19 protein-coding genes are annotated in these 23820 nt (G+C 65.9%); 16 read left to right on the top strand and 3 right to left on the bottom strand.

Features of this window, described 5'->3' with window-relative positions:
* The first annotated feature begins 64 nt into the window (after positions 1-64).
* Together ACQP0C_RS34040 and ACQP0C_RS34035 are read left to right on the top strand one after the other, a co-directional pair.
* Complete coding sequence (locus ACQP0C_RS34040) at positions 65-1621, top strand: amino acid permease (protein WP_433726723.1); 1557 nt, start codon at positions 65-67, stop codon at positions 1619-1621.
* Positions 1622-1928: 307 nt separating this feature from the next.
* The gene (locus tag ACQP0C_RS34035; protein WP_433726721.1) at positions 1929-4361 is read left to right on the top strand and encodes a hypothetical protein; all 2433 of its coding nucleotides are present in this window, start codon (positions 1929-1931) and stop codon (positions 4359-4361) included.
* Between the two features lie 430 nt (positions 4362-4791).
* Here ACQP0C_RS34035 and ACQP0C_RS34030 read toward each other — a convergent pair whose 3' ends face one another.
* Together ACQP0C_RS34030 and ACQP0C_RS34025 are read right to left on the bottom strand one after the other, a co-directional pair.
* Positions 4792-5136 carry a hypothetical protein gene (locus ACQP0C_RS34030; protein WP_433726719.1) on the bottom strand — a complete coding sequence of 115 codons (345 nt, stop codon included), beginning with the start codon at positions 5134-5136 and terminating at the stop codon, positions 4792-4794.
* Positions 5137-5383: 247 nt separating this feature from the next.
* A complete protein-coding gene (locus ACQP0C_RS34025; protein ID WP_433726717.1) occupies positions 5384-5725 on the bottom strand; it encodes a hypothetical protein in 342 nt (113 codons plus the stop codon).
* 1220 nt (positions 5726-6945) lie between these two features.
* Here ACQP0C_RS34025 and ACQP0C_RS34020 point away from each other — a divergent pair.
* The 3 genes from ACQP0C_RS34020 to ACQP0C_RS34010 all read left to right on the top strand — a co-directional run bounded on the left by ACQP0C_RS34020 (position 6946) and on the right by ACQP0C_RS34010 (position 9802).
* Positions 6946-8082 carry a hypothetical protein gene (locus tag ACQP0C_RS34020; RefSeq protein WP_433726716.1) on the top strand — a complete coding sequence of 379 codons (1137 nt, stop codon included), beginning with the start codon at positions 6946-6948 and terminating at the stop codon, positions 8080-8082.
* Positions 8083-8398: 316 nt separating this feature from the next.
* A complete protein-coding gene (locus tag ACQP0C_RS34015; protein WP_433726714.1) occupies positions 8399-9082 on the top strand; it encodes a hypothetical protein in 684 nt (227 codons plus the stop codon).
* Between the two features lie 159 nt (positions 9083-9241).
* Positions 9242-9802: an SUKH-4 family immunity protein gene (locus ACQP0C_RS34010; RefSeq protein ID WP_433726712.1), complete on the top strand. Its 561-nt coding sequence runs from the start codon at positions 9242-9244 to the stop codon at positions 9800-9802.
* Positions 9803-9935: 133 nt separating this feature from the next.
* Here ACQP0C_RS34010 and ACQP0C_RS34005 read toward each other — a convergent pair whose 3' ends face one another.
* On the bottom strand, positions 9936-10232 hold the full coding sequence (locus tag ACQP0C_RS34005) for a DUF6968 family protein (protein ID WP_433726710.1): 297 nt from the start codon (positions 10230-10232) through the stop codon (positions 9936-9938).
* A gap of 291 nt (positions 10233-10523) precedes the next feature.
* Between ACQP0C_RS34005 and ACQP0C_RS34000 the strand changes: the two genes are divergently transcribed.
* The 11 genes from ACQP0C_RS34000 to ACQP0C_RS33950 all read left to right on the top strand — a co-directional run bounded on the left by ACQP0C_RS34000 (position 10524) and on the right by ACQP0C_RS33950 (position 23807).
* Positions 10524-11759: a glycosyltransferase gene (locus tag ACQP0C_RS34000; protein ID WP_433726708.1), complete on the top strand. Its 1236-nt coding sequence runs from the start codon at positions 10524-10526 to the stop codon at positions 11757-11759.
* Positions 11760-11797: 38 nt separating this feature from the next.
* Complete coding sequence (gene helR, locus ACQP0C_RS33995; RefSeq protein ID WP_433726706.1) at positions 11798-13999, top strand: RNA polymerase recycling motor ATPase HelR; 2202 nt, start codon at positions 11798-11800, stop codon at positions 13997-13999.
* A 282-nt stretch (positions 14000-14281) separates the two neighbouring features.
* A complete protein-coding gene (locus tag ACQP0C_RS33990; RefSeq protein WP_433726704.1) occupies positions 14282-15970 on the top strand; it encodes an enoyl-CoA hydratase-related protein in 1689 nt (562 codons plus the stop codon).
* Between the two features lie 148 nt (positions 15971-16118).
* On the top strand, positions 16119-16493 hold the full coding sequence (locus tag ACQP0C_RS33985) for a hydrogenase maturation nickel metallochaperone HypA (protein ID WP_433726702.1): 375 nt from the start codon (positions 16119-16121) through the stop codon (positions 16491-16493).
* On the top strand, positions 16451-17302 hold the full coding sequence (hypB, locus tag ACQP0C_RS33980; RefSeq protein ID WP_433726700.1) for a hydrogenase nickel incorporation protein HypB: 852 nt from the start codon (positions 16451-16453) through the stop codon (positions 17300-17302). The genes ACQP0C_RS33985 and hypB overlap by 43 nt, the downstream gene beginning before the upstream one ends.
* A gap of 91 nt (positions 17303-17393) precedes the next feature.
* Entirely contained in the window at positions 17394-18449 is a 1056-nt protein-coding gene (locus ACQP0C_RS33975; protein ID WP_354956092.1) for a hydrogenase expression protein HypE, read from the top strand.
* Positions 18450-18461: 12 nt separating this feature from the next.
* A complete protein-coding gene (locus ACQP0C_RS33970) occupies positions 18462-20258 on the top strand; it encodes a nickel-dependent hydrogenase large subunit (protein WP_433726698.1) in 1797 nt (598 codons plus the stop codon).
* Between the two features lie 27 nt (positions 20259-20285).
* Positions 20286-21203 carry a NifU family protein gene (locus ACQP0C_RS33965; RefSeq protein WP_433726697.1) on the top strand — a complete coding sequence of 306 codons (918 nt, stop codon included), beginning with the start codon at positions 20286-20288 and terminating at the stop codon, positions 21201-21203.
* Entirely contained in the window at positions 21200-21835 is a 636-nt protein-coding gene (locus tag ACQP0C_RS33960) for a DUF5947 family protein (RefSeq protein WP_433726695.1), read from the top strand. Before ACQP0C_RS33965 ends, ACQP0C_RS33960 begins: the two co-directional genes overlap by 4 nt.
* Positions 21832-22482 (top strand): DUF6084 family protein, encoded by a 651-nt coding sequence (locus tag ACQP0C_RS33955; protein ID WP_433726693.1) that lies wholly within the window; start codon positions 21832-21834, stop codon positions 22480-22482. Before ACQP0C_RS33960 ends, ACQP0C_RS33955 begins: the two co-directional genes overlap by 4 nt.
* The gene (locus ACQP0C_RS33950; RefSeq protein ID WP_433726691.1) at positions 22479-23807 is read left to right on the top strand and encodes a hypothetical protein; all 1329 of its coding nucleotides are present in this window, start codon (positions 22479-22481) and stop codon (positions 23805-23807) included. The genes ACQP0C_RS33955 and ACQP0C_RS33950 overlap by 4 nt, the downstream gene beginning before the upstream one ends.
* Positions 23808-23820 lie beyond the last annotated feature (13 nt).

The following is a 23820-nucleotide window of genomic DNA, read 5'->3' as shown; positions in this document are numbered from 1 at the left end:
AATGTGCCGTTAAATAACGGTACATTGCTTCGCGACATGACATCCCGCACTGGAAGGCTGGGTCATGATCGCAGGTCGAGGACCAGTAGAACTCTCGACGTTCGCCGATGCGCTGCATGCCGAAGATGTCGGTTATCGCAGAGCGTTGCGCGCGCGCCAAGTACAGATGATCGCGATCGGTGGGGTTATCGGGACCGGGTTATTTCTCGGGGCAGGCGGGCGCCTGGCCAGTGCCGGTCCCGGATTGTTCCTGGTGTACGCGGTATGCGGGGTATTCGTATTCTTCATCTTGCGCGCGCTCGGCGAACTGGTGCTGCATCGGCCCTCCGCCGGATCGTTCGTGTCCTACGCCCGCGAGTTCTACGGGGAGAAGCTGGCATTCGCCGTCGGGTGGACCTACTTCTTCCACTGGTGCATGACCGGGATCGTCGATATCACCGCCATCGCCACCTATGTCCGCTACTGGGGCGCGTTCGAAGTCGTCCCGCAGTGGGTGATCGCGCTCATCGCCCTGGTCGTGGTCGTCTGTACCAACCTGATCTCGGTGCGCTGGTTCGGTGAACTCGAGTTCTGGGTCGCATTGATCAAAGTCGTTGCGCTGGCGGGGTTTCTGATCGTCGGCACGGTTTTCCTCGCCGGTCGCTTCACGATTCGGGGCGCGCCGACCGGTGTCGGCGTGATCGCGCAGCACGGTGGATTGTTCCCGACCGGCTTGCTGCCGCTGGTCACCGTCACCATCGGCGCCGTATTCGCCTATGCCGCAGTCGAACTGGTCGGCATCGCGGCGGGTGAGGCGGAGCGTCCGGAGACGATCATGCCGCGGGCGATCAACTCCGTCATCTCGCGCATCGCCGTGTTCTACGTCGGCTCGCTGATCCTGCTCGGACTGCTATTGCCCTACACACTATTCCGTGCCGGTGAGAGTCCGTTCGTCACGTTCTTCGCTAGAATCGGTGTGCCGGCGGCCGGTTCGGTCATGAACCTGATCGTGCTCACCGCCGCCTTCTCCAGTCTCAATGCCGGGCTGTACTCGACCGGCCGGATTCTGCGGTCGATGTCGATGAACGGCAGCGCACCCGCCGCGGCCGCGCGAATGTCGCCGACGGGTGTGCCGTATGTCGGCATCCTGGCCACCGGTGCCATCGCATTGGTCGGGGTCGGTCTCGACGCGGTGGTGCCGGAGCGGGCATTCGAGATCGTCTTGAACGTATCGGCGCTGGGCACCATCGTGTCGTGGACCGCGGTACTACTCTGTCATCTGCGCCTGTGGCAGCAGTGGCGCCTCGGACTGGCATGGCGTCCGCACTCCCGGCTGCCCGGCACGCCCTATACGACGGTGGCGACGCTGCTGTTCCTGGCAACCGTGGTCATCCTGATGGCCTGTACCGGCGATATGGTCCAACGCGCCGCGGTGCTCGCCATGCTGGTCGGACTGGCTCCCGCCCTGGTCGGCGGTTGGTTCCTGGCTCGCCGAAAAGTCTTGCGAATAGCAGAGATTCGCCAATATCACAGCGCGCAATTTCCGGTGGTGGCCGAACGTCCGCACCCGGGCCCGCCCACCGAACCGATCGTGATCGTCGAGCAGTCGACGACTCGGTACCCGGACGCTGGGAATTCCTGACACCACCGCGAACTCGAAACGGCCCATTTCCGTGCGGCCGAATTCGCCACACCCGCCGCAGAAGCAGGGACACGCGAACAAACGGTGAACTCCCGTGGTCGCGGTAGAGACGAAAAGTCAACGCGCTCTTAGTATTTCGCAGTGCGTTGTTCACTGACCCGAGGGTGGTCGTTCACACCGCGACGTTAACGTTCATAGGTCGCTTCCGGGGACTGTTGAGCAGCCCTGATGATTGTCCGCTTCGACGCTCATCCTCCCGTTGCCGCGCCCGCGCTTCGGGTGCGCGGAAACGAATCAGGTTGTGGTGGTGAACATCTGGAGTTCGGATCACTTGGATCCGGTGCGCTGGCAGTTGCCTGCGGTGTTACGGCGCTGCCATACCTGGGTCCGCGCGACACGGCGACGGCGCTGGACAGCAACGGTGCTGGTCGGCGTCTTCGTCCTCTTCATCTGCCCGGGTCTGCTCGGCACGGCGGCCGCGGCGGCTGCCGAATCCGGTACCCGCAGCGCCGGATCGTCGGTGGGCAGTGCGCTCGGCTGGACCCATATCACGGATTCGTCGGGGGTCGAGGCCGCCAGCTACGTATTCGCCACCGATCACGGCGGCGTACTGAATCCGGGTGATACCGCGATCTCGCTGGTGCTCGGTCTGGAGTTCGCGGGCTGGAAAATCATTGTGATCACTGCGATCTGGCTCATCGGCTACGCCTTGAGCTTCGAGTGGCTGAATATCTTCGCCAAGGCGCTGCTGGGCGTGGCACACAGCCTGACCGGGCAGATCGCGACGCCGATAATGCTGGTGACCGCGGCGACGATCGGCGCGTTCTGTGTCGCCTGGTTCGTCATCCGCGGGTTCCACGCCAAGGCCACCATGCAAGCGGTGACCATGCTGATGGTCGCGGTGCTCGGGCCGGTATTCCTGGCCGAGCCACTGGCCGATGTGCTGTCGTCGAACGGTTTGCTGGCGCAGGGCCGCGATCTCGGCATTTCGGTCGCGGCCGGGCTGAACGGCGACAACGGCGTCGATCCGGCCAAGACCGTGGCGAGCATGCAGGGCACTCTGACCGACAATTTCGCCCGCCGCCCACTGCAGGTGTGGAACTTCGGGCATGTGATCGACGATCAGGCGGCATGCCGTGCCGCATGGTCCTCGGGTGTCGCCGCCCGCAGCGAGGACCGGGTGAAACGGGGCGTCGGCGGTTGCGGCGACAGCGCGGCCAAGGAGTCGATGGACAGTCCGAATTTCGAGCAGGTCGGGACCGGCCTATTGCTGCTGCTGGCCGGTTCGATCTTGCTCATCTTCGGTGCCGTGCTCGCCATCAAGGTGATGCGGGCCGCACTCGACACGATCTACCACGGATTGATGTCGATCTTCGGCTTCGCCGCCGGCGGATTCGTGTACGGACCGACGCAGACCTTTTTGATCCGCAATATTGTCGACGGCTTCGTGGCCGCCGCGCGAATGACCGCCTACACCATCTTTCTCGGTGTGTACGTGCTGATTCTGCGAGATCTGTTCACGCTCGCTCGCGATCAGGTCATGGTGGTGTTCATCATCGGTGCGCTGGTGGAGATCGTGGCGATCTTCCAGCTCAAACGGCTCAGCGCCGGACTGGACCGTGGCAATGAGTGGATCGCGAATCGGTTCGCGCTGGCTGCTCAGGGCAACACCGCACGCGGTTCGGGCAGTGCGACCGCGCTCGGGATGGGATCGGCCGGGGTGGGTCATTCCATGCCGAAGAAGAGTCTGCTGCCCGCGCTCGCCGCTGTCAGTACGGTCAGCAATTCGCCGGTGACCGAATGGCTGTGGGGTCGGACCCGGTCACCGCTGCGGCCGTTCTCCCGCACGGAGCGTGCGGCCCAGTTGGGGCAGTGGGGATTCTGGGGCGCGCCGGGGGTCGGTGGCGCCGAGGGTTTCTACGCGCAGTCCTATATGAACCGTCGGATGTTCGCGATGGCCGCCACCCGTGCCGCCAATGCGGCCGGTGGTGTCGACACCGTGCGGGGTGCGGCCGCGGCGCTGCAGGGCCTACACGACGTCGGCGGCAAGGTGCCCGATGCGTGGGCGGCCCTCACCGGGGCCGGATTCACCGACGAGGCAATCATGTTCAACGCCATTCGCTCGTGGGGCATTGTCGAGGCGAACGCCTCCGGCTGGACCTTGGCCGATAAGCATCTCGGCCACGTGGTCGCCGCGGTACAGCGCGCCCAGGACTCGTCATTGCGTCTCATCAGCGGTGACAGCGATGCCGAGGAGGTGGCCGCGGATCTGGCCACATTGCAGGCGGCCGCATTCCGGTATCAGCGCACCAACCCCGGTGGCGTCACCCTCGACGGTGGGGCCGACACCGGACCACAGCGCGATTTCGTCACCGATTACATGGCAATGCCGACCGAGGCGAAGATCAAACAGCTGCAACGGTTGACAAACGGCGACCTCACCGCCGCTACCGGCACACTGGCCGGAATCGACCAGGTCGACGCCGCGCGCATGATGCAGTGGATCGGCAACGCGCACGCGCGACGAACCCTGAACGCCGTCAACCATGTGCTTGCCAACCCCGCCGATCCCCAGCAGCTCCGCGATGCCAGGCGGGTCATCTCCGCCGCCACCGATACCGACCAGTGGGCGGCCGGAGCCAAGCGCACACCGTCGAATTCGCTTGCCCCGCCGGGAAATAACCCGGTACGCCCGGACTGGCAGTCGGCTATGGCCGGGGTCGGCGGCCGGTTGAACTAGATCGGCGGCGCGGACGGGCCCGCATGCGGAGGTCGCGTGGATGTAGCGCCGCGCCAATGCCGGGTTCGGTCCGCTGGCCAGCGATATCGTCCAATGGCCAACTGATCGCCCATGGCGACCCTCAGGTTGAAACCGCGCGGACGTGAGTCGGGAAGTCGGCCGCAAACTATGCGCCCTTCCCAATCTCGGGAGTTTTGCGACCTGAGCGAAAATTGAGTATGCCACCGTCCGGCTGCGGTCCAGTGGCAGCGAAACGTGGTTACAGGTCAGCACACCCGCCATCACCTGACCGCGCGATGACGAGCAGGAGAGCGCGGTGAGCCAGCGATCGCGGATCGACCTCAGCGAACTCCGCGCGATGGTCACAAGCCTGGAACACCTCATCACCGAAGCCACCCGCGCCGTCACCGACCTGAAAGCCGCCATCGCATCAGCGGAAGCCGATTCCGCGACCTCCCCGACCCCCGCCCCCACCGATCCGGTCACGGTCGCATCCGATAGCGCCCCCGCACAAGCCGCGCAACGGGCCAAAGTCGAGCAACCCGAGCAAATCCCGCAACCCGCGCAACCCGCGCAACCCGCGCAACCCGCGCAACCCGCGCAACCCGCGCAACCCGCGCAACCCGCGCAACCCGCGCAACCCGCGCAACCCGCGCAACCCGCGCAACCCGCGCAACCCGCGCAACCCGCGCAACCCGCGCAACCCGCGCAACCCGCGCAACCCGCGCAACCCGCGCAACCCGCGCAACCCGCGCAACCTCAGCCCTCTGCCCACGCCCGCAAGCCGCAGCCAACCCCATGGTCTCGTCGAAAAACGGAGACACCATGGACACAACGCACCGTCCGCCTGCGCCCACAACCTGCCACCGCCGCCACCCGAGTGCCCACACCCGTTGCAGCCGAAGCGAATCCACTCGTGGCAGCACGATCGTCGGCAATCCACCAGCCCCCATCACTGCGCCCCACCGTGACCCCCGTGGGGCGCGAAGCTACTGGCCCAGCGGCGGCTTCGGTGGGAGATGTCAGCGGATCAGCGGGTCGCCCGCTGGTCGATGTTGCGGGATCCGCAGCGGCTCGCCCGTCGGGTTCGGGTTCTGCGGGGGTTCTTCCGTCGGGTTCGGGTTCTGCGGAGGTTCTTCCGTCGGGTTCGGGATCCGCAGCGGCTCGCCCGTCGGGTTCGGGTTCTGCGGGGGTTCTTCCGTCGGGTTCGGGATCAGCAGCATCTCCTCCGCCGAGCGCGGGATCAGCAGCGCCTCCTCCGCTGAACTTGGGACGGGCAGCAGCTCATCCGCTGGCTGATGCTCAGGGCCCCTTGGTGAGTCGTCCGATAGACGATATTGCGGCACCAGGATTGGTTCGTCCACAGATCGACGTATCGGGCCCCACCTCGCTCGGTCCGAACTCCGACACCGCACCGCGCGAGGAGCTGCGATCACAGTCTCCGAGTTCCGCTGCCGAACCCACTTCGGTCCCCATGAGTGCCGACGCCACTGAACCGGCAGCGGCTCGTTCGCCGGGTGATGTGACGGAATCAGAGGCGGGTTGTTCGGTGGGTGGTGTGACGGAATCAGAGGCGGGTTGTTCGGTGGGTGGTGTGGCGGTGCCGCTTTCGGCTCGTCCACAGGTTGATGTACCGGGATCCACCGCTGTCCGCGGGGACCCCGAGAGGGCAAGGCGAGAGGCGGTCCAGTCCCCGGCCTCCGCCGCGGAATCCACTGTGATCGGCGCGGGTGACGATGCCACCGGACCGGGAATGGTGCATCCGGGCGGTGTCGCAGGGCCAGAGTCGGTTCGTCCGCAGGCCGATGGACCGAGACCGAACGCGGCCCATCCGGACACTGACAGTGTGCGGCGAGGCGCGCAATCCCTTACCCCCACACCAGAACCCAGCCTGGGTGGGAATGTTGCCGGACCGGCGGGCGATACCGCGGAACCAGAGGCGGCGCGACCGCTGGTTGATGTACCGGAACCAGCGCCGGTAGACCGGGACCCTGACGGTGCAGGGCAGGAGGCGCTGCGGTTGGAGTCCCGCGCTCCCGCCGCGGAATCCACTGTGATCGGCGCAGGTGACGATGCAACCGGGCCAGCGATGGCTCCTGCGCTGGGTGATGTCACCGAGCTGGGATCGGTTCGCCCACAGGCCGATGTACAAGGACCAGAGGCTGTCGTTCCGGGCCCCGACAGCGCGGGACGAATGACGCGGTCACTCGAGTCGGAGCCCAATATGGTCCGAACGGGCGGCGACACCACTGGACCGGCTGTGAGTCGTGCGCTGGGCGCGGGCCCAGGGTTGGTTCGTCCACAGGTTGAAGTGTCGGGACCGGAGCCGGTCGGTCCGGACACGGACTGCGCACCGCGAGAGGCGCTGCGGTCGCAGTCCTTCGAACCCGCTGCGGAAACCAGTGTGACTCGCGCAGGTGGCGACGCTGCTGGACCAGGAGTGGGTCGTCCGCCGGGCGATGTCATGGGATCCGGGGCAGGTCGTCAGCTGGTCGATGTTGGGGGGCCGGGGGAGGGGCGTCCGCTGACCGAGGCGGAGGGAGCAGGGGGAGTCGGTCCGCGGGTTGATGGATCGGGACCAGACATGGTCGGTCGGGACCCCGCCAGCGCACCGTTCGAGGGCTCGCGGTCGCAGTCCCTGCCCGATGCTGCGGAAGCCGGTTCGATCGGCGCGGGTGGCGGCGCTACTGGAGCGGTGGCGGGTCGCCCGCTGGACGATGTCAGCGGGCCAGGGGTGGTTCGTCCACCGGCGCCGATCGAACCGGGATTTGCGGAGGTCGGGCCGGACGCTGACCGTGCGCGGATCGAGGCCCTGCGGTCGCAATCCCTCACCTCCGCTGCGGAATCCAGTGTGATCGGGGCCGCCGACGACGTTGCTGGACCGGCAGGTCGGGATCCTGTCAGCGCGCGGCGGGAGGTGCGTCGGTCGCGGTCCCTCGACTCGGCTGCGGGTGTACCGCGTCCGCAGGTCGATGGTCGCGAGTCCGCGGTGGTGCAGGGACAGCGGCAGGGCGACATGGCCGTCGTCGCGGTCGACGCCGGCGCGGACCCGCCGATCCGCGGGTCGGCGGCCGACATGGTGGTGCGCCCGCGGAATTACGCCGTGACCGAGCCTCCGGTGCACCAGATTGCGGTGGAGATGGCGGCTCGGCATGAGTTGGAGATCAGTGGATTTCATGCGGCGCGGGTCGACATCTATGCGGTACGGGAGATCGCCGCGGCGATCGATGACATGCTCGGGAAGTATCCGATTACGTTGCGGGGCATTGCGATCACCGATCCGGACGATGGTGTGGGTGCGGTGCGTGGGGGCTCGTTGGAGACGCCGCGATCGGCGTCGCGGGCGATCTGGATGGTTCTGCATGGACCCACTTTGGCGACGCTGGTCCCGCCGGCCGGCGGTGCGCCGCCGCGAAGGTGGCTGCGCAGACGGCGTGCCGCCGACCGGCCGGTGTACGCCGCGGTCGTTCGCGAATTCGGTTGTGCCCTCGAAGTCGCCGGCGACTTCCGTGCGCGCCAGGAAGCGCAGCGCAGATTGGTCACCGAGTCTTTGCGCGGCAGTAGTGATCTCGCTTACAGCCCACTGGATCCGGGACCCGCACTGGTCGATGCGTTCACCGAGGTCGCGCTGCACGGCGATCGTGCGGGGAAGTTGGCGAAGGAACTGCACGACATGCTGGTGAAGATGGCGGGAGCCGAGACCACCGATCTTTCGGCATAACCGCGTCGATGTCCCGCCCGCGGACCGGCCGACCTCGCCCGACCGCTACACTCATCGAACTCACACAACACTTGCCGTCGAACCGTGTCCTACAACGCATTTCGCGTGTTGGAGGCGACACTGGATGGTTGCCGCGACCGTTGAGTCCCCCGGAGATCTACAACGACCGGCGCAAGCCCCCAGCGTCACGTGAGATCCTGGTGCAGCGGATTCGGGTGGAAGTCGGCCGAACGCGATCGAGTGGTCGAGGCGGTCGCCGAGATCCTGCCGGACCCCGAATCCCCGTGACAGGTGCACAGCTCCGGGAGCCAACCGCATGTACGACCCCGATGAGGACATCAATCGGTTTCTCGCCCAGCAGGTGGGCTGGTCGTGGTTCGACGACCACCTGCTGTACACGTGCGGGGTAGTGGAGCTGCTGAGAACCGGACGATTGAAGCAATTGCCGCCGCGGCCGACCAGGGTCAGGTTGGAGCGAGGTGAGCTACCGCTGGCCGAAGGACCTGCGGTGTGGTGGGAATGGCGCGCCATCGGCGACGGCAGCTGGGACCACAACCGGATCGCCGCCACCGGGTCACTGGGCTTCGTGGCCGCGGCACATCTCGGCAATGCCGCGCTCAATCACGCACGACGACGCCGAGCCGAGCAGGCCATGCAACCGCGATGGGTCGCGGATCCGCCCGCCACAGCGCTCATTTCGGATCAGCGGATGTATTTCATCAACCCGCGGCAGTCCTGGTCGATGCACTGGTCGGGCTTGGATCAGCTCGATCTGCTCGGACCCGACCGCGTCGGCTTCAAGTATGTCCTCGACGACGGCACCCAGGCCATGGTGCAGGTGCAATGCCCGTGGGCCGCACTGGTATTCACCATTGCGGCACATGGACACTTCCCACACCACCCGACATTGCTGTCGGGCGCCTGGCTGCCCGAGGGCTTCGAGGAGAAATGTCACCTCGCCGGCAAATCATGTCCGAAGGTGCGCCATCCACCGCGATAGCGACCCGCCCCGTCATCCAAATGCGCTAGGTCATGCGCGCTGGAGGCATGTTCAGCTCTCGGTGGTGGTCTGCGATTCTGGTTTTGTAGATGTCGGTCGAAGTAAAGTCGTGCTCGGGAATGGGGGACTGGGAAGTTCACGTGGAGGGAATCGGCGAGGATGACAGGCGACAACGCCCGGGGCTGGGTCGGCAACGTCACTGCGGAGGAGGTCCGTCGCGTCTGGGGAGATCAACTTCAACCGATCCCGTCAGAACTGGTCAGCCCACGGCTGTCGGTGCCGACCCGCGAATTCCTGTCGACCGTCGGCCTGCCCGACGTCGAGACGGTTGAGTCGGCGGGCCTCATTCCCGTCCGGGACCTACGGCTTTCCCGTCAGCTGGAAGACGGCGAGTACGTCGTCGTGGCCGAGGATATCGACCCCGGATGCGGCGTAGCTGTGGAGGCAGCCACCGATCAGGTGCTCTTCCTGTGGGAGGAGGACCCGTATGACCGACGGCTGGTCAATTCCAATATCGCCCTGTTCGTGTTGTTCCTGGGAACTTTCCAGAGCACCGCGCGGGAGTTGGCCGAGGTGGACCCTGGCATCGGTGCGGGCCTCCTGTCGGCCCGTTGGCACCAGTTGACGATCAACGACCCCGTGGCGATGAACGACGACCGCAACTACTGGGTCGGGATGTGGCAAAATCTCGCCGACGATTTCGCGGGTGGAACTCCGTAGCAACGGCTGCCGAGACCTAAGGCTGCTCATCGACAGACAGTCTGGTCAATGCCTGCGGCAGTTCGGCGTATGCGACGGTCCCGACCGCGCGGTGGGGCCCCGGCTCCGCGTCGGGGCCCCGAGGGCACTCGTACTAGGCGTGAAGTGGCGTGAGGTCGCCGCCGATATGGGCATCGGATAGGAAATCGGGGAGGGTGACCGACAGCCTCGAGCTGACTTCGCCCAATCCGGACAGCAATGCTTGCACCGGTTGGTTGCCGGTGGCTCTGATCATCATCGGTCCGGGCTGCAATCCCTCGATACGTAGTCGGCACACGTAGCTGGCATCGGTCGATGAAAATGGCTGTGGCACACCGACAGTAACGAGCACCGATCGGCCGCGGCGCTGAATCTTCCTGGTAACCAGCACTTTCCCAACCCCAGTGGTCATAGCGAAATCGTATGGCCTGTGCTGGGTTTCACCATCGGCGCATCGGCGTGTTCGGAATCCCGGCGTGTCGCAACGGTGCCATCCGCCGCCACCCGGTCGGTGGCGGGTATGCGGCAATGCGCATGCGGCTTTGCGAGGAGGTTGCCCGTGCACGGCGACGATCAAGCGAAAGGAGCGCTCCGCCTCCTTTCCATCTCCAACATATAGCGCACCCGGGGGCTTGCGGCAAGACCCGGGTCATGCCGCAGAATCGCTGGCCGAGTCCAGAACCGGCGGATATGGGAGTACCGAATGCGCGTGTTGTTGTCGACATATGGGTCGCGCGGGGACGTCGAACCGATGGTGGCACTCGCGGTTCGGTTGCGGGCACTCGGCGCGCAGGTGCGGGTGTGCGCGCCGCCGGACTTCGCGGAGCGGCTGGCCGAAGTCGGCGTCCCGATGGTGCCGAGCGGCCCGTCGATGCGCGAGGTAGCGAGCGGGCCGAAGAAATGGAAACCCGCGGATCTGCCGCAGCGGGCGGCCGAGCTGGTCGCCGCGCAGTTCGACGCGCTCGTCGCTGCGGCAGCGGACTGTGACGCGGTGGTGGCGACCGGCCTGTTCCCGGCCGTGGCCGCCGCGCGGGCCGTGGCCGAGAAGTTGGACATCCACTTCCGGTACGTGAGCTTCTTCGCGACCATGCTGCCCTCGCCGCACCACCCACCGCACCAATGGCCGGGTCGGCCATTGCCGTCGGATGTCACCGACAACCGGGTGCTGTGGGATCTGAACGCCGAGCACATGAACGAGCTGTTCGGCCCGGTGGTCAACGCCCACCGCGCGTCGATCGGCCTGCCACCGGTGGACAATGTCCGCGACCATGTCTTCACCGACCGCCCGTGGCTGGCAACCGACCCGGCCCTCGGCCCGTGGCAGCAGACCTCGGACCTCGACGTGGTGCAGACCGGTGCGTGGATCCTGCCGGACGAACGCCCGCTCCCGGTCGAATTGGTGGAGTTCCTGGACGCGGGCACACCACCGGTCTATGTGGGCTTCGGCAGCATGCCCATGCAAGCCGCGAATGACATCGCCCGGGTGGCCATCGAGGCGGTCCGCGCGCGGGGTCGCCGCGTACTCATCTCTCGCGGCTGGGCCGACCTGGCCCTGATCGACGACCAGGACGACTGCTTCGTCGTCGGCGAGGTCAACCAGCAGGCGCTGTTCGGCCGGGTGGCCGCCGTCGTGCACCACGGCGGCGCGGGCACCACGACAACGGCCACCAGGGCGGGCGCACCTCAGGTGGTGGTGCCTCAGCTGGTGGACCAGCCGTACTGGGCTGCCCGGGTAGCCGACCTTGGCATCGGGGTGGCACATGACGGTCCGATTCCGACCACCGAGTCCCTGTCGGCCGCGCTCGCGACGGCCCTCACCACCGAGACCCGCGCACGAGCGGCCACCGTGGCCGACACGATCGGCGCCGACGGCGCGACGATGGCCGCGGAACTGCTGATCGACGTGATCGACCGAGAAAGACCGCCGGTGTCCGCGTGAACCACACGACGTTGTCGAGCCAGGGAAAGGGAGGGCACTTGTCAACTCAGGGATATGAAGACGAATTGCGGTCCGAGCGTAGCTATGTGGGCGAGCTCTACATGCGGCTCGACGCCGAGCGCACGCGGGCGAAGGGCCGGTACGCCGCGGCGTTGCGGAGCAACGGCCGAGCACTGGTGGAACGCGATGCCGAGGTGCGTGCGCTGGCCCGGGAGGTGAAGCGGCTGGACGTGGCGGACAACGGGCTGTGTTTCGGGCGGCTGGACAGCGTGTCGGGCGAACCCTCCTACATCGGCCGGATCGGTCTCTACGACGAGGACAACGAGTACGAACCGTTGCTGCTCGATTGGCGGGCGCCAGCGTCGCGCGCGTTCTACGTCGCCACCGCCGCGAGCCCGGAGAACATGCGTCGGCGCCGCCAGTTCCACACCCGCGGGCGGCGCCTGGTCGATTTCACCGATGAGGTGCTCGGCCGCCCCGGTGTCGACGAGCGCGGGGACGCGGCCCTGCTCGCGGCGGTCAACGCACCGCGCGGTGCGGGGATGCGCGACATCGTGGCGACGATCCAGGCCGAACAGGACCGGATCATCCGGCTCGATCACCCCGGGGTGCTGGTGATCGAGGGTGGCCCGGGCACCGGCAAGACCGTGGTGGCGCTGCACCGCGTCGCGTATCTGCTCTACACCCAGCGCGAGCGGATGGAGCGTCACGGTGTGCTCGTGGTCGGACCCAACCCGGCGTTCCTGACCCACATCGGCCGCGTGCTGCCGTCGCTGGGCGAGTCCAATGTGGTGTTCATGACCACCGGCGACCTCGTGCCCGGTCTGCGCGTCACCGCCGAGGACACACCGGAGGCCGCGCGGCTCAAGGGCTCGCTGAAGATCCTGGACGTGCTCGCGGCGGCGGTCGCCGATCGGCAGCGCCTGCCGGAACATCCGCTGCCGATCGCAATGGCGGACGTCACGATGCGGATCGACGCCGAGACCGCGCAGTGGGCCAGGGAGGAGGCGCGTGCGAGCGGCCTGCCGCACAACGAGGCCCGCGCCGTGTTCCGCGAGATCATCACCTACGTGCTCACCGAACGGGCGATAGCCCGGATCGGCAAGGGCTGGCTGACCCGCTCGGATCGCGAAGCATGGGAGCAGCTACGGACGGACTTGGTCGAGGAGCTCGCCGACAACGCCGAGTTCACCGCCGCGCTCGACCAACTCTGGCCGATACTGACGCCGGAAACCCTATTGGCACAGCTGTTTTCGTCGCCCGAGCGGCTGCGAGCGGCGGGTGCCGACGGGGCGCTGTTGCGTGCCGACGGCACCGCCTGGACGGTGTCGGACGTGCCGCTGCTCGACGAACTGTTCGACCTGCTCGGCCCCGACAAACCGGCCGACCGGACCGCCGAGCGGGAGCAACAGGCCCAGGCCGAGTACGCGGCCGGGGTGCTGGACCTCATGATCAGCCGCGAGGACCACATGGACGACGAGGACCACCTGTTCGCCCAGGACCTGCTCTACGCCGAGGATCTGGCCGATCGCTTCCTCGAACGCGACACCCGTGAACTCGTCGAACGCGCCGCCGCGGACCGGGATTGGACCTACCGGCACATCGTGGTCGACGAGGCCCAGGAACTGTCCGAAATGGATTGGCGAGTGTTGATGCGGCGCTGCCCGAGCCGATCCTGCACGGTGGTCGGCGATCTCGCCCAGCGCCGGTCGGCTGCTGGCGCGACCTCCTGGGACACCATGCTCGAGCCGTATGTACCCGGTCGCTGGGTCTACCGGTCGCTGTCGGTGAACTACCGCACCCCGGCGGAGATCATGACCGTCGCCGCCGCGCTGCTCGCCGAGTTCGCACCCGGGGTCCAGCCACCGGAATCGGTCCGCGCCTGCGGCGTCCAGCCGTGGTCGCGGCGGGTCACCGAGGACGAACTAGCCACTGCAATAGCGGAATTCGTACGAGACGAAGCCGGTCGGGATGGCACCAGCGTTGTGATCGGCCCACCGGGTGTGCCGGGCACGGTGCCGGCGTCGGAGACCAAGGGCCTCGAGTTCGACGCCGTCCTCGTCGTCGAACCGGAACGAATCCTCGCCGACGGCCCACGCGGCGCGGCCGAACTCTACGTCGCCCTCACCCGCGCCACCCAGCGCCTCGGCGTCCTGCACCAGGGCTCACTACCGCAGGCTTTGACGGGACTCGCCGAATACGGAACACCCGCTCCGGCCGTGACCCAACGGTCAGCGTAGCGATTCGGACGCAGCCGCCCCGCTGACCGGAAACGACCGAGAGACAAACAGGACCGCCACCTCGGCGGTCCTGTTCTCGCTGTGCGTTCCGGTGTCCGTGTCCACGAGCGCAGGAGTCGTTTTCATTCCGTTGCGGGCGGCTATCGGATGGACGGTGTGTGCGTGTCGATGCCAGGGAGTCATCGATAGCGAGTACAGTCCCGATCCGCATGGGTTTTGCAAGCCGTCTCGTCACCACTATGGATCGTCGTGTACCGGAGGCTGTGCAGGAGGGCTCACGCAATGTCTCAGCGGATTTTGCTGCTCAGCAGCGCCGAGAACGGGCTTACCCGCCGCGCGGCCGCCGCGCTGCGCAGGGCGGGACGGGTGGTGCGAACCGAAGTTGTCGCCGGTACCGGTGAGATGGATGCCGCGGTCGCTCCCGCGGATTTCGATCTCATCATCTGCCCATATCTCAAATCGGCCGTCCCCGAGCACATCACCCGCCGCTGGACAACTCTGACCATCCATCCCGGTCCGGTCGGCGACCGTGGTCCGCACTCGCTGGATTGGGCGATAACGAATGCCGAACCGAGGTGGGGTGTTACGGCGCTCACCGCCGTTGCCGAGTTGGACGCGGGCCCGGTCTGGGCATTTCGCACTTTCCCGCTGCCCGGCGGCTGTACCAAGAGCGCTATATATAACACTGTCGTCGCCGACGCTGCGGTGGAATGCATTCTCGAAGCCGCCGATAAGGCATCCGATCCCCGCTACGCGCCGGTTGATCAAGCGGACGCGCCGCGCGAAATTCGCGACGCACGCCCAAGACCGGCAATGCGGCAATCCGACCGGGCCATCGACTGGGCCGATGACCCCCATACGATCGCGCGCCGGATCAACGCAGCGGACGGCTTCCCAGGTGTGCGCACCACGCTGCACACTCATCCCGTCTACGTGTACGACGCCCATCCCGGGAAACGTGTCGGCCATATCGGCCAACCCGGAACCATCGTCGGTCGCGCGCACCACCGCATCGAAATAGCCTGCGGTACGGACACACTCTGGATCGGCCACCTGCGCGCGCAATCCGCCTCGGACGGCTGCAAAGGCCCCGCGACCAATGTGCTGCACCGGATCGGCTACCCGATCCTGACGGTTCCGCGAAACACCGCGGCCACGGTCGGTGACATCCACTACCACCGCGAAGGTTGCAGCCCGATCGCGACCATCACCATCGACGCCTACAACGGCGCATTCGACACCGGCTTCTGCCTGCGTCTCGCCGACGCGATCCGGCACGCGGGCCGGGAAGGCACCGACGTGCTCATCGTGCGTGGAACCGACAACCCGCACTGGTGCAACGGGATCCACCTCGGAGCCATCGAACATGCGGTCGACCCGGCCCACGAGGCCTGGGCGAATATCACCGCGATCAATGCCGTGTGCCGTGCGTTGCTGGAGTGCACCTCGCAGGTCACCATTGCCGCACTCACCGGCTCGGCGGGTGCCGGTGGGGTGATGCTCGCCCTGGCCGCCGATGTTGTCGTGGCCCGGCAGCGCGTCTTGCTGAATCCGCACTACGCGACGCTCGGGCTGACGGGTTCCGAGCTGCATACCTTTACCCTGCCCCATCGGGTGGGGCCCGATCGTGCCCGTGAGCTGCTCACCGATTGTCCGAGCCTGGATACCGTCGAGGCGCACCGTTGGAATCTCATCGATCGTGTCGGTCCGGACCACGAATTCGATTGCTGGCTCGACGACCTCGCCCGGGAGTATTGCCGCCCGACCGTGCGGGCTGCCGCCGTGCGGGCCAAATGGGCCAGGCTGAATGTCGATCTGCCTGCTGGCCGAATCGAGGCGATCCTGACCGAGGAACTAGCGCAGATGTCGGCTGATCTGTTCGGCGACCGCTACGGATTCGCCGCGCGCCGCCATGCCTTCCTCCGCAAGATCGCGCAACCCGCCCCGGCCCGGGTGCCCCGCGAGGTCTGATGCCCAGGACCGCCACTGGATGCTGTCGGGTTGCCATTGAACCGGCAATGTCGGCCCGGTCGTCGGCAATTTCGTCGATTTACCCCGCAATATCGATTTGCTTCGGAGTAGCCTCGGAAGAGTTCTTCTCGACGAGAGATGAGCCGCGATGCATGAGATGGCGATAACCCAAAGTGTCATCGATGTGGTGAGTGAGCATGCGGCGGGCCGAATGGTGCACAGTGTCACCGTCGAGGTCGGTGCATTGTGCGCCGTCGTGCCCGACGCGATGCAGTTTTGTTTCGAACTGGCAGCTGAGGGCACCCCCGCCGAGGGGGCGCGCCTCGATATCCGCACCGTCCCGGGCAGTGCGCGTTGCCGGGCCTGCGGTGCCGATTTCACGCTGCCCGATCTCATCTTGTTGTGCGAATGCGGCAGTGCCGATGTCGAGATCAAGTCCGGAATGGAGTTACGAATACGATCCATGGAGGTGAGTGACGCATGTGCGCAACCTGTGGATGCGGCGAACACACAGCCGGCGTGATCACCATCCCGCGCGAGCATCCGCATCAGCATTCGCACGGTGACGAACACGAGCACGAGCATGAGCACGAACACGTGCACGAGCACGACGTTCGACACGGCGGTGATCATGTACATCTCCCGGTCACCGACACGGTGACCCTCGAACAGAAGGTGCTTGCCAAGAACGACCAACTCGCACAGCAGAATCGAATACGCATCCAGGAGCGCGACATCTTGGCGCTCAACATGACCAGCTCGCCAGGGGCTGGAAAGACCACGCTGCTGGTGCGCACGGTCACCGAACTGCGCGAGATGCCGATGGCGGTGATCGAGGGCGATCAGGAGACATTGCTGGATGCCGAACGGATCGCCGCGGCCGGATGCCGCGCCGTGCAGATCAACACCGGCGCCGGTTGTCATCTGGACGCGGAGATGGTGCGGCACGCGCTCGATGTCCTCGACCCGGATCCGGGGAGCGTGTTGTTCGTCGAGAATGTCGGAAACCTGGTCTGTCCGGCCTTGTTCGACCTCGGTGAGCACGGCAAGGTGGTAGTGATCTCGGTGACCGAGGGTTCCGATAAGCCGCTGAAGTATCCGCACATGTTCGCCGCCGCGAACCTGGTGATCGTCAACAAGATAGACCTGCTGCCGTTCGTCGATTTCGATCTCGACCAGTGCCGCGAATATGCGCATCGAGTCAATCCAGGGCTCGAGTTCATAACGCTCTCGGCAGCCACGGGCGAAGGCGTTTCGCGATGGTACGAATGGCTTTCCGAACGCCGCCGGACCGTGTCGAGCCCTATTGAGGGCACTGTGCGTCAAGCCTAGACTGACGTGATCAGAATCACATTGGAGGTCGGTTCTTTGTAGAGCCAAAGGACGCGACCACGTGTTGTTCGCTTCAGAAGGGTGGCTGACAATGCCGACTCAGGAAGCAGTCAAAGCCGAAGATACGTTGATCCATGTTCTCTGGATCAACGCTGGCCTAAGTTGTGACGGTGATTCGGTGGCGCTGACTGCCGCCACCCAACCCAGCGTCGAGGAGATCGCACTCGGAGCGCTTCCGGGCCTGCCGAAAGTTGCCGTCCATTGGCCACTGATCGACTACGAATGCGGCCCGACCGGGGGCGCCGATGACTTCCTCGAATGGTTCTTCAAGGCCGATCGCGGCGAAATAGAACCGTTCGTCCTGGTCGTCGAGGGGTCGATCCCGAATGAGCGACTCCACACCGAGGGTTACTGGTGCGGGTTCGGTAATAACCCCGAGACGAACCAGCCGATGACGACCAGCGAATGGATCGACCGCCTGGCCCCGAAGGCCACCGCTGTCGTAGCCGCAGGGACCTGCGCCACCTACGGTGGCATCCATGCGATGGCGGGCAACCCGACCGGCGCGATGGGTGTGCCGGACTATCTCGGCTGGGAGTGGAAGAGCAAGGCCGGAATCCCGATCGTCTGTGTGCCGGGCTGCCCGATTCAACCGGACAACTTGTCGGAGACGTTGACCTATCTGCTCTATATGGCGACCGGTCAGGCGCCGATGATCCCGCTGGACGAGTCGCTGCGGCCCAAGTGGTTGTTCGGCGCGACCGTCCACGAGGGTTGCGACCGCGCGGGCTATTACGAGCAGGGCGATTTCGCCACCGAGTACGGATCTCCGAAGTGCATCGTGAAATTGGGTTGCTGGGGTCCGGTCGTGAAATGCAATGTGCCCAAGCGCGGTTGGATAAACGGCGTGGGCGGCTGCCCGAATGTGGGCGGTATCTGCATCGGCTGCACAATGCCCGGATTCCCGGACAAATTCATGCCGTTCATGGACGAACCACCCGGTGGCAAATTGTCGTCCGCCGCATCGGGGCTGTACGGCTCCGTCATACGCAGCCTGCGACACATGACCGCTCGCACGGTCGACAAGGAGCCGGGCTGGCGGCACAAGGGCGACAAGCTGGTATCCGGCGCGACTCGGACCTGGTAGGAGGACCTTACGATGACCGAGATCATCCCGCAGCCCTCACATCGCAAGACCGATCCGAACGCCCTCGTCGAGATGGCGTGGGATCCGATCACCCGAATCGTGGGCAGTCTGGGCATCTACACCAAGATCGACTTCGAGAATCGCGAGGTGGTCGAGTGCCACAGCACGTCCTCGATCTTCCGTGGCTATTCGATCTTCATGCGCGGCAAGGACCCTCGCGACGCCCACTTCATCACCAGCCGCATCTGCGGCATCTGCGGTGACAATCACGCCACGTGTTCGTGCTACACGCAGAACATGGCCTACGGCGTCAAGCCGCCCAACCTCGGCGAGTGGATCGTCAACATGGGTGAGGCCGCCGAATATATGTTCGACCACAATATCTTCCAGGAGAACCTGGTCGGTGTGGACTTCTGCGAGAAGATGGTTTCCGAGACCAACCCCGGGGTGTTGACGAAGGCGGAGCGGGCGGAGGCGCCGCACGCGCAGGACCACGGATATCGCACCATCGCCGACATCATGCGGGCGCTCAATCCGTTCACCGGTGAGTTCTATCGGGAGGCCCTGCAGGTCAGCCGCTATACCCGCGAGATGTTCTGCCTGATGGAGGGCAGACATGTGCATCCGTCCACGCTGTACCCCGGCGGGGTCGGGACAACGGCGACGATCCAGTTGATGACCGACTACATGTCCCGGCTGATGCGCTATGTCGAGTTCATGAAGAAGGTCGTGCCGATGCACGACGATCTGTTCGACTTCTTCTACGAGGCGCTACCCGGGTACGACCAGGTGGGGCTGCGCCGCACCCTGCTCGGCTGCTGGGGCTCGTTCCAGGATCCGGAGTTCTGCAACTTCTCCTATAAGGATATGGAGCAGTGGGGCCGGAAGATGTTCGTGAGCCCGGGAGTAGTGGTCGACGGAAAGCTGCTCACCACCTCCCTGCTCGACATCAATCTGGGTCTGCGAATCCTGTTGGGCAGCTCGTATTACGAGGACTGGACCGATCAGGACATGTTCGTCAAGAACGACCCACTGGGTAATCCGGTGGACCGGCGCCATCCGTGGAATCAGCACACCAACCCGAGGCCGCAGAAGCGCGATCTGGAGGACAAGTACAGCTGGGTGATGTCGCCGCGCTGGTTCGACGGCAAGGACCATCTGGCACTCGATACCGGTGGCGGACCGCTGGCCCGGCTGTGGACCACCGCGCTGGCCGGGTTGGTCGATATCGGCTACGTGAAATCCACCGGCCACAGTGTGCAGATCAACCTGCCGAAGACGGCGCTCAAGGGTCCGGTCGAATTGGAGTGGAAGATTCCGACATACGGCAGCAATACGATCGAACGCAACCGGGCGCGCACCTACTTCCAGGCCTATGCCGCGGCGTGCGCGGTGCATTTCGCGGAGCAGGCCCTCGCGGAGATCAGGGCGGGTCGCACCAAGACCTGGGAAACGTTCGAGGTTCCGGACGAGGGCATCGGCTGCGGGTTCACCGAGGCCGTGCGCGGCGTGCTGTCGCACCACATGGTGATCAAGGACGGCAAGATCGCCAATTACCACCCCTATCCGCCGACACCGTGGAATGCCAGCCCGCGCGACAGTTTCGGCACGCCGGGCCCGTACGAGGATGCGGTGCAGGGTCAGCCGATCTTCGAAGAGAACGACCGGGAGAACTTCAAGGGCATCGACATCATGCGCACCGTGCGCAGTTTCGATCCGTGCCTGCCATGCGGCGTGCACATGTATCTGGGCAATGGAAAGACACTGGAAAAGCTGCATTCCCCGACCCAGGCATTCACGCCGGAGTAATTCGAATCGAATCGGGAGGCACGCACTGTGAACGACCGCTCCGAAGTCCGGGACGACCCGGCCGTCGACGAGGATCGCTGGCGCGCCGCAGGCGATCGGATAGACACGTTGCTCGACGCCACCTCGGCCGGTGGCGCCGCGGCCCGGGAACGCGCCGAGCAACTGGTCCGGGAGGTTGTCGACCTGTACGGCGCCGGGCTGCAACGGGTCCTGCGGCTGCTCGACGACGATGCGATCGAACGACTGGTCGGCGACGAGCTGATCGCGAGTCTGCTGCTCGTGCACGGACTTCATCCCCACGATGTCGTCACTCGGGTGCAGGCCGCACTGGACAGTGTGCGGCCCTACCTGGGATCGCATGGTGGCGATGTCACCCTGCTCGGCGTCGCGGACGGCGTGGTCCAGCTGGAGCTCACCGGGAGCTGCCGCACCTGCCCATCCTCGTCGGTGACGCTCGAGCTGGCGGTCGAGGATGCGGTGCGCGCGGCGGCGCCGGAGATCGACTCCATCGAAGTGGTTGCGGCTCAGTCGGATTCGACCCCCGGCGTGTTCCCGGCCGAATCGCTGATGACGCATATACATCCGCGCGGGCAGCACGCCGGCAGCTGGATCGGCGTGCCCGAACTCGCCGCGTTGGGTCCCGGTGAGGTCGGCGGATTCACCCTCGCCGGACTGGCGGTGCTCGCCTGCCGGGTCGGTGACGGGCTGTACGTCTATCGCGATTGCTGTGCGGCGTGCGGGAATTCGCTGGCCGGGGCGGTACTGCACCGCCGGATGGGGTTCGCATCGGATGAAGCCGTGCTGCGCTGCCCGGTATGCCGGTCACACTTCGATGTGGTGCACGCCGGTGTCCGCATCGACGGCGACGGTCATCTCGAGCCGCTTCCGGTACTGGTCCGCGACGGTGAGCCGTCGGTCGCGCTGCCGGCGGAGGTGGTCGGGTGAATCCATCGTTCCCGGTGCTGCGGCGTATCGCGGCGGCGCGACCGGCGACCACGCCGGTCGGGGAGCGGTGCGAAATGTGCGCGGACCCGATCGAAGAAACTCACCAGCACGTGGTGAATGTCGAAGGCAGACAGCTGATGTGCGTATGCCGCGGCTGCTATCTGCTGTTCACCGACAGTTCGGCGTCGCTGCGCTACCGGGCGGTGCCCGATCGGTATCTGGTATTCCCGAATGTCACTGTCGGTCAAGGGGAATGGGATGCGCTGGAGATTCCGGTCGGCTTGGCATTCTTCTTCCGCAACTCCACACTCGGCCGCACCGTCGCGTTCTATCCCGGACCGGCCGGTGCCACCGAATCCGAACTGCCGCTCGACCTGTGGAGCGTCATTCTGGAACGGCATCCGGAGATCGATGTTCTGGCCGACGATACCGAGGCGCTGCTGATTCGGATGCCGGATCGCGGCGCCACGTCGGGCTGCCTATTGCTGCCCATCGACGCCTGCTACGAATTCGTCGGACGCGTGCGAATGCTGTGGCGCGGGTTCGACGGCGGACGGGATGTGCACCGCTACATCGACGAGTTCTTCTCGGAGATGGCGGGACGCGCGCGAGTCGCCGGGGGACCTCGATGAGCCCGGCGTACTCGATCACCTTCGCCGTACTGGATATCCGGCCGGAGTTGTACGCGGCGGCGCCAGCGCTGTCCGCCAGGGTCGGTATCGCGGCGCTGGCCGACGAGCCGGTCCACGCCATCGCGCTACGGGCGCAGGTGCGTATCGAACCGAATCGCCGCTCCTACACCGACGAGGAATCCGCGGGTCTGGTGGATCTGTTCGGTCCCCGCGAACGGTGGCACGACACCCAGCGCTCGTTCCTGTGGATGCACTGCGCCACCATGGTTCCCGGATTCAGCGGCGGCGCCGAGGTGGATATGCCGCTGCCGGTGACCTACGACTTCGAGGTCGCCGGATCGAAGTATCTGCACGCGCTGCGGGCGGGCACGGTGCCGCTGATCTTTCTGTTCAGTGGCACGGTATTCATCAAGGGCGCCAATGGTTTCGCGATCCAGCAGGTGCCATGGGATCGCGACGACAGATTCGATATGCCGGTATCGGTGTGGCATGACCTGATGGGCGCGTACTTCCCGAATTCGGGGTGGCTGCGGCTGTCGCGGGAGACTCTCGACGACCTGTCGGCCTATAAATCCGGCCGTGGCCTGCTCGGCTACGACGATGCGGTCCGTGAACTGCTGGCCGCCGACGCGCGGGAGGCACGATGAAACCGGATGAGGCGGGCGGGTCCGCCCGGGGCCGAGCGCGCGCTGTGGCCGACTCGGTGCTCTACGAGGGGTATCTGCTCTACCCCTATCGGGCGAATGCCCGAAAGAACCAGTCCCGCTGGCAATTCGGCGTGCTCGGGCCGGTGGATGCGGCGGAATCGGGGTTGGGTGAGCAAGCGTGGCTGTCGGCTCAGTGTCCGGTCGACGCCGCCGATGGTGCCACGATCGGCGTCACCGTCCGGTTCCTGCAGTTGCAGCGGCGCATCGTCGAGGATGAACTCGGCGCGTCGGTGCCCGAACTGCGGGTCGGCTCGCGGTCGTGGCTCAGCTGGGACGAGGCCGTCGAACAGGAGCTCGATTTCGGGCCGTTTCCCTTGGCCGACCGCACTTTCCGGCTCGCGGTCGAGGGTGGCACCGACATCGAGGAGATCGACGACGGAGCCGGAAATATCGTCGGCCGATTGGTTCGTACGCGGTGTCCGCTCGTCGGGGAACTGACGGTGACGGTGCACCGTGCGGGCGGGTTACACGAACTGACGATCGCGGTTCGCAATCTGGGTTCGCCCGCCTCCGATAAGGACGACGCCATCGACCGCTCGTTTATCGGCGCGCATGTCCTCGCCGAAATCGAAGGCGGCGATTTCGTCTCGCTGCTGGACCCGCCTGCGGAGGCGGCGGACGCGGTGCGGCGCTGCTCGCACCACCGGTGCTTCCCGGTGCTGGCCGGGCCACCCGAAGATCGGAGCCTGCTGCTGATCTCACCGATCATCCTCTACGACCACCCGCAGGTCGCCGATCAGAGTCCGGGTCCGCTGTTCGACTCCACCGAGATCGACGAGATCCTGGCCCTGCGGGTGATGACCCTGACCGATGAAGAGAAGCAACAGGCTCGCGCCACCGATGCGCGGGCCGCGGAGATCATCGACCGCTGCGACAGCATGACACCGGACCAACTGCAACAGCTGCACGGGATGGTCCGCGACTTGCGACAGCCACGAGTGCTGCCCGCGATCCCCGACGGTGTCGACTGGTGGGATCCCTTGGCGGACAACGCCGTAAGCCCCGAGTCCGATGCCGTCGTCGTGGCCGGAGTGCTGGTGAGCAAGGGCAGCCGGGTGGTGCTGCGTCCGTCGCGCCGCGCCGACGCTCACGACGTGTTCTACGACAGCATGGTCGCGCGAGTCACGTTGGTCCACGAGGACGTGGACGGCGGCGTGCACATCGGGGTTGTCGTCGAAGACGATCCCGCGGCCGAGCTGCACGAGTGGTACGGGCGCTACCTGTACTTCGCTCCCGACGAGATCGAGCCGATCGAGGGCTCATAGAGATGAAAGGAAG

The organism is Nocardia sp. CA-129566, from assembly GCF_050956075.1.
Lineage (GTDB): Bacteria > Actinomycetota > Actinomycetes > Mycobacteriales > Mycobacteriaceae > Nocardia.
Note: the sequence above shows the minus strand (reverse complement) of the source record. Positions and strands in the feature narration are given on the sequence as shown.

Coding starts and splice junctions, on each gene's coding strand:
- ACQP0C_RS34040 (WP_433726723.1), top strand. CDS start 65: ATGATCGCAGGTCGAGGACCAGTAGAACTCTCGACGTTCGCCGATGCG.
- ACQP0C_RS34020 (WP_433726716.1), top strand. CDS start 6,946: ATGGTCGGTCGGGACCCCGCCAGCGCACCGTTCGAGGGCTCGCGGTCG.
- ACQP0C_RS34015 (WP_433726714.1), top strand. CDS start 8,399: ATGTACGACCCCGATGAGGACATCAATCGGTTTCTCGCCCAGCAGGTG.
- ACQP0C_RS34010 (WP_433726712.1), top strand. CDS start 9,242: ATGACAGGCGACAACGCCCGGGGCTGGGTCGGCAACGTCACTGCGGAG.
- ACQP0C_RS34005 (WP_433726710.1), bottom strand. CDS start 10,232: ATGACCACTGGGGTTGGGAAAGTGCTGGTTACCAGGAAGATTCAGCGC.
- ACQP0C_RS34000 (WP_433726708.1), top strand. CDS start 10,524: ATGCGCGTGTTGTTGTCGACATATGGGTCGCGCGGGGACGTCGAACCG.
- ACQP0C_RS33990 (WP_433726704.1), top strand. CDS start 14,282: ATGTCTCAGCGGATTTTGCTGCTCAGCAGCGCCGAGAACGGGCTTACC.
- ACQP0C_RS33985 (WP_433726702.1), top strand. CDS start 16,119: ATGCATGAGATGGCGATAACCCAAAGTGTCATCGATGTGGTGAGTGAG.
- hypB (WP_433726700.1), top strand. CDS start 16,451: ATGTGCGCAACCTGTGGATGCGGCGAACACACAGCCGGCGTGATCACC.
- ACQP0C_RS33975 (WP_354956092.1), top strand. CDS start 17,394: ATGCCGACTCAGGAAGCAGTCAAAGCCGAAGATACGTTGATCCATGTT.
- ACQP0C_RS33970 (WP_433726698.1), top strand. CDS start 18,462: ATGACCGAGATCATCCCGCAGCCCTCACATCGCAAGACCGATCCGAAC.
- ACQP0C_RS33955 (WP_433726693.1), top strand. CDS start 21,832: ATGAGCCCGGCGTACTCGATCACCTTCGCCGTACTGGATATCCGGCCG.
- ACQP0C_RS33950 (WP_433726691.1), top strand. CDS start 22,479: ATGAAACCGGATGAGGCGGGCGGGTCCGCCCGGGGCCGAGCGCGCGCT.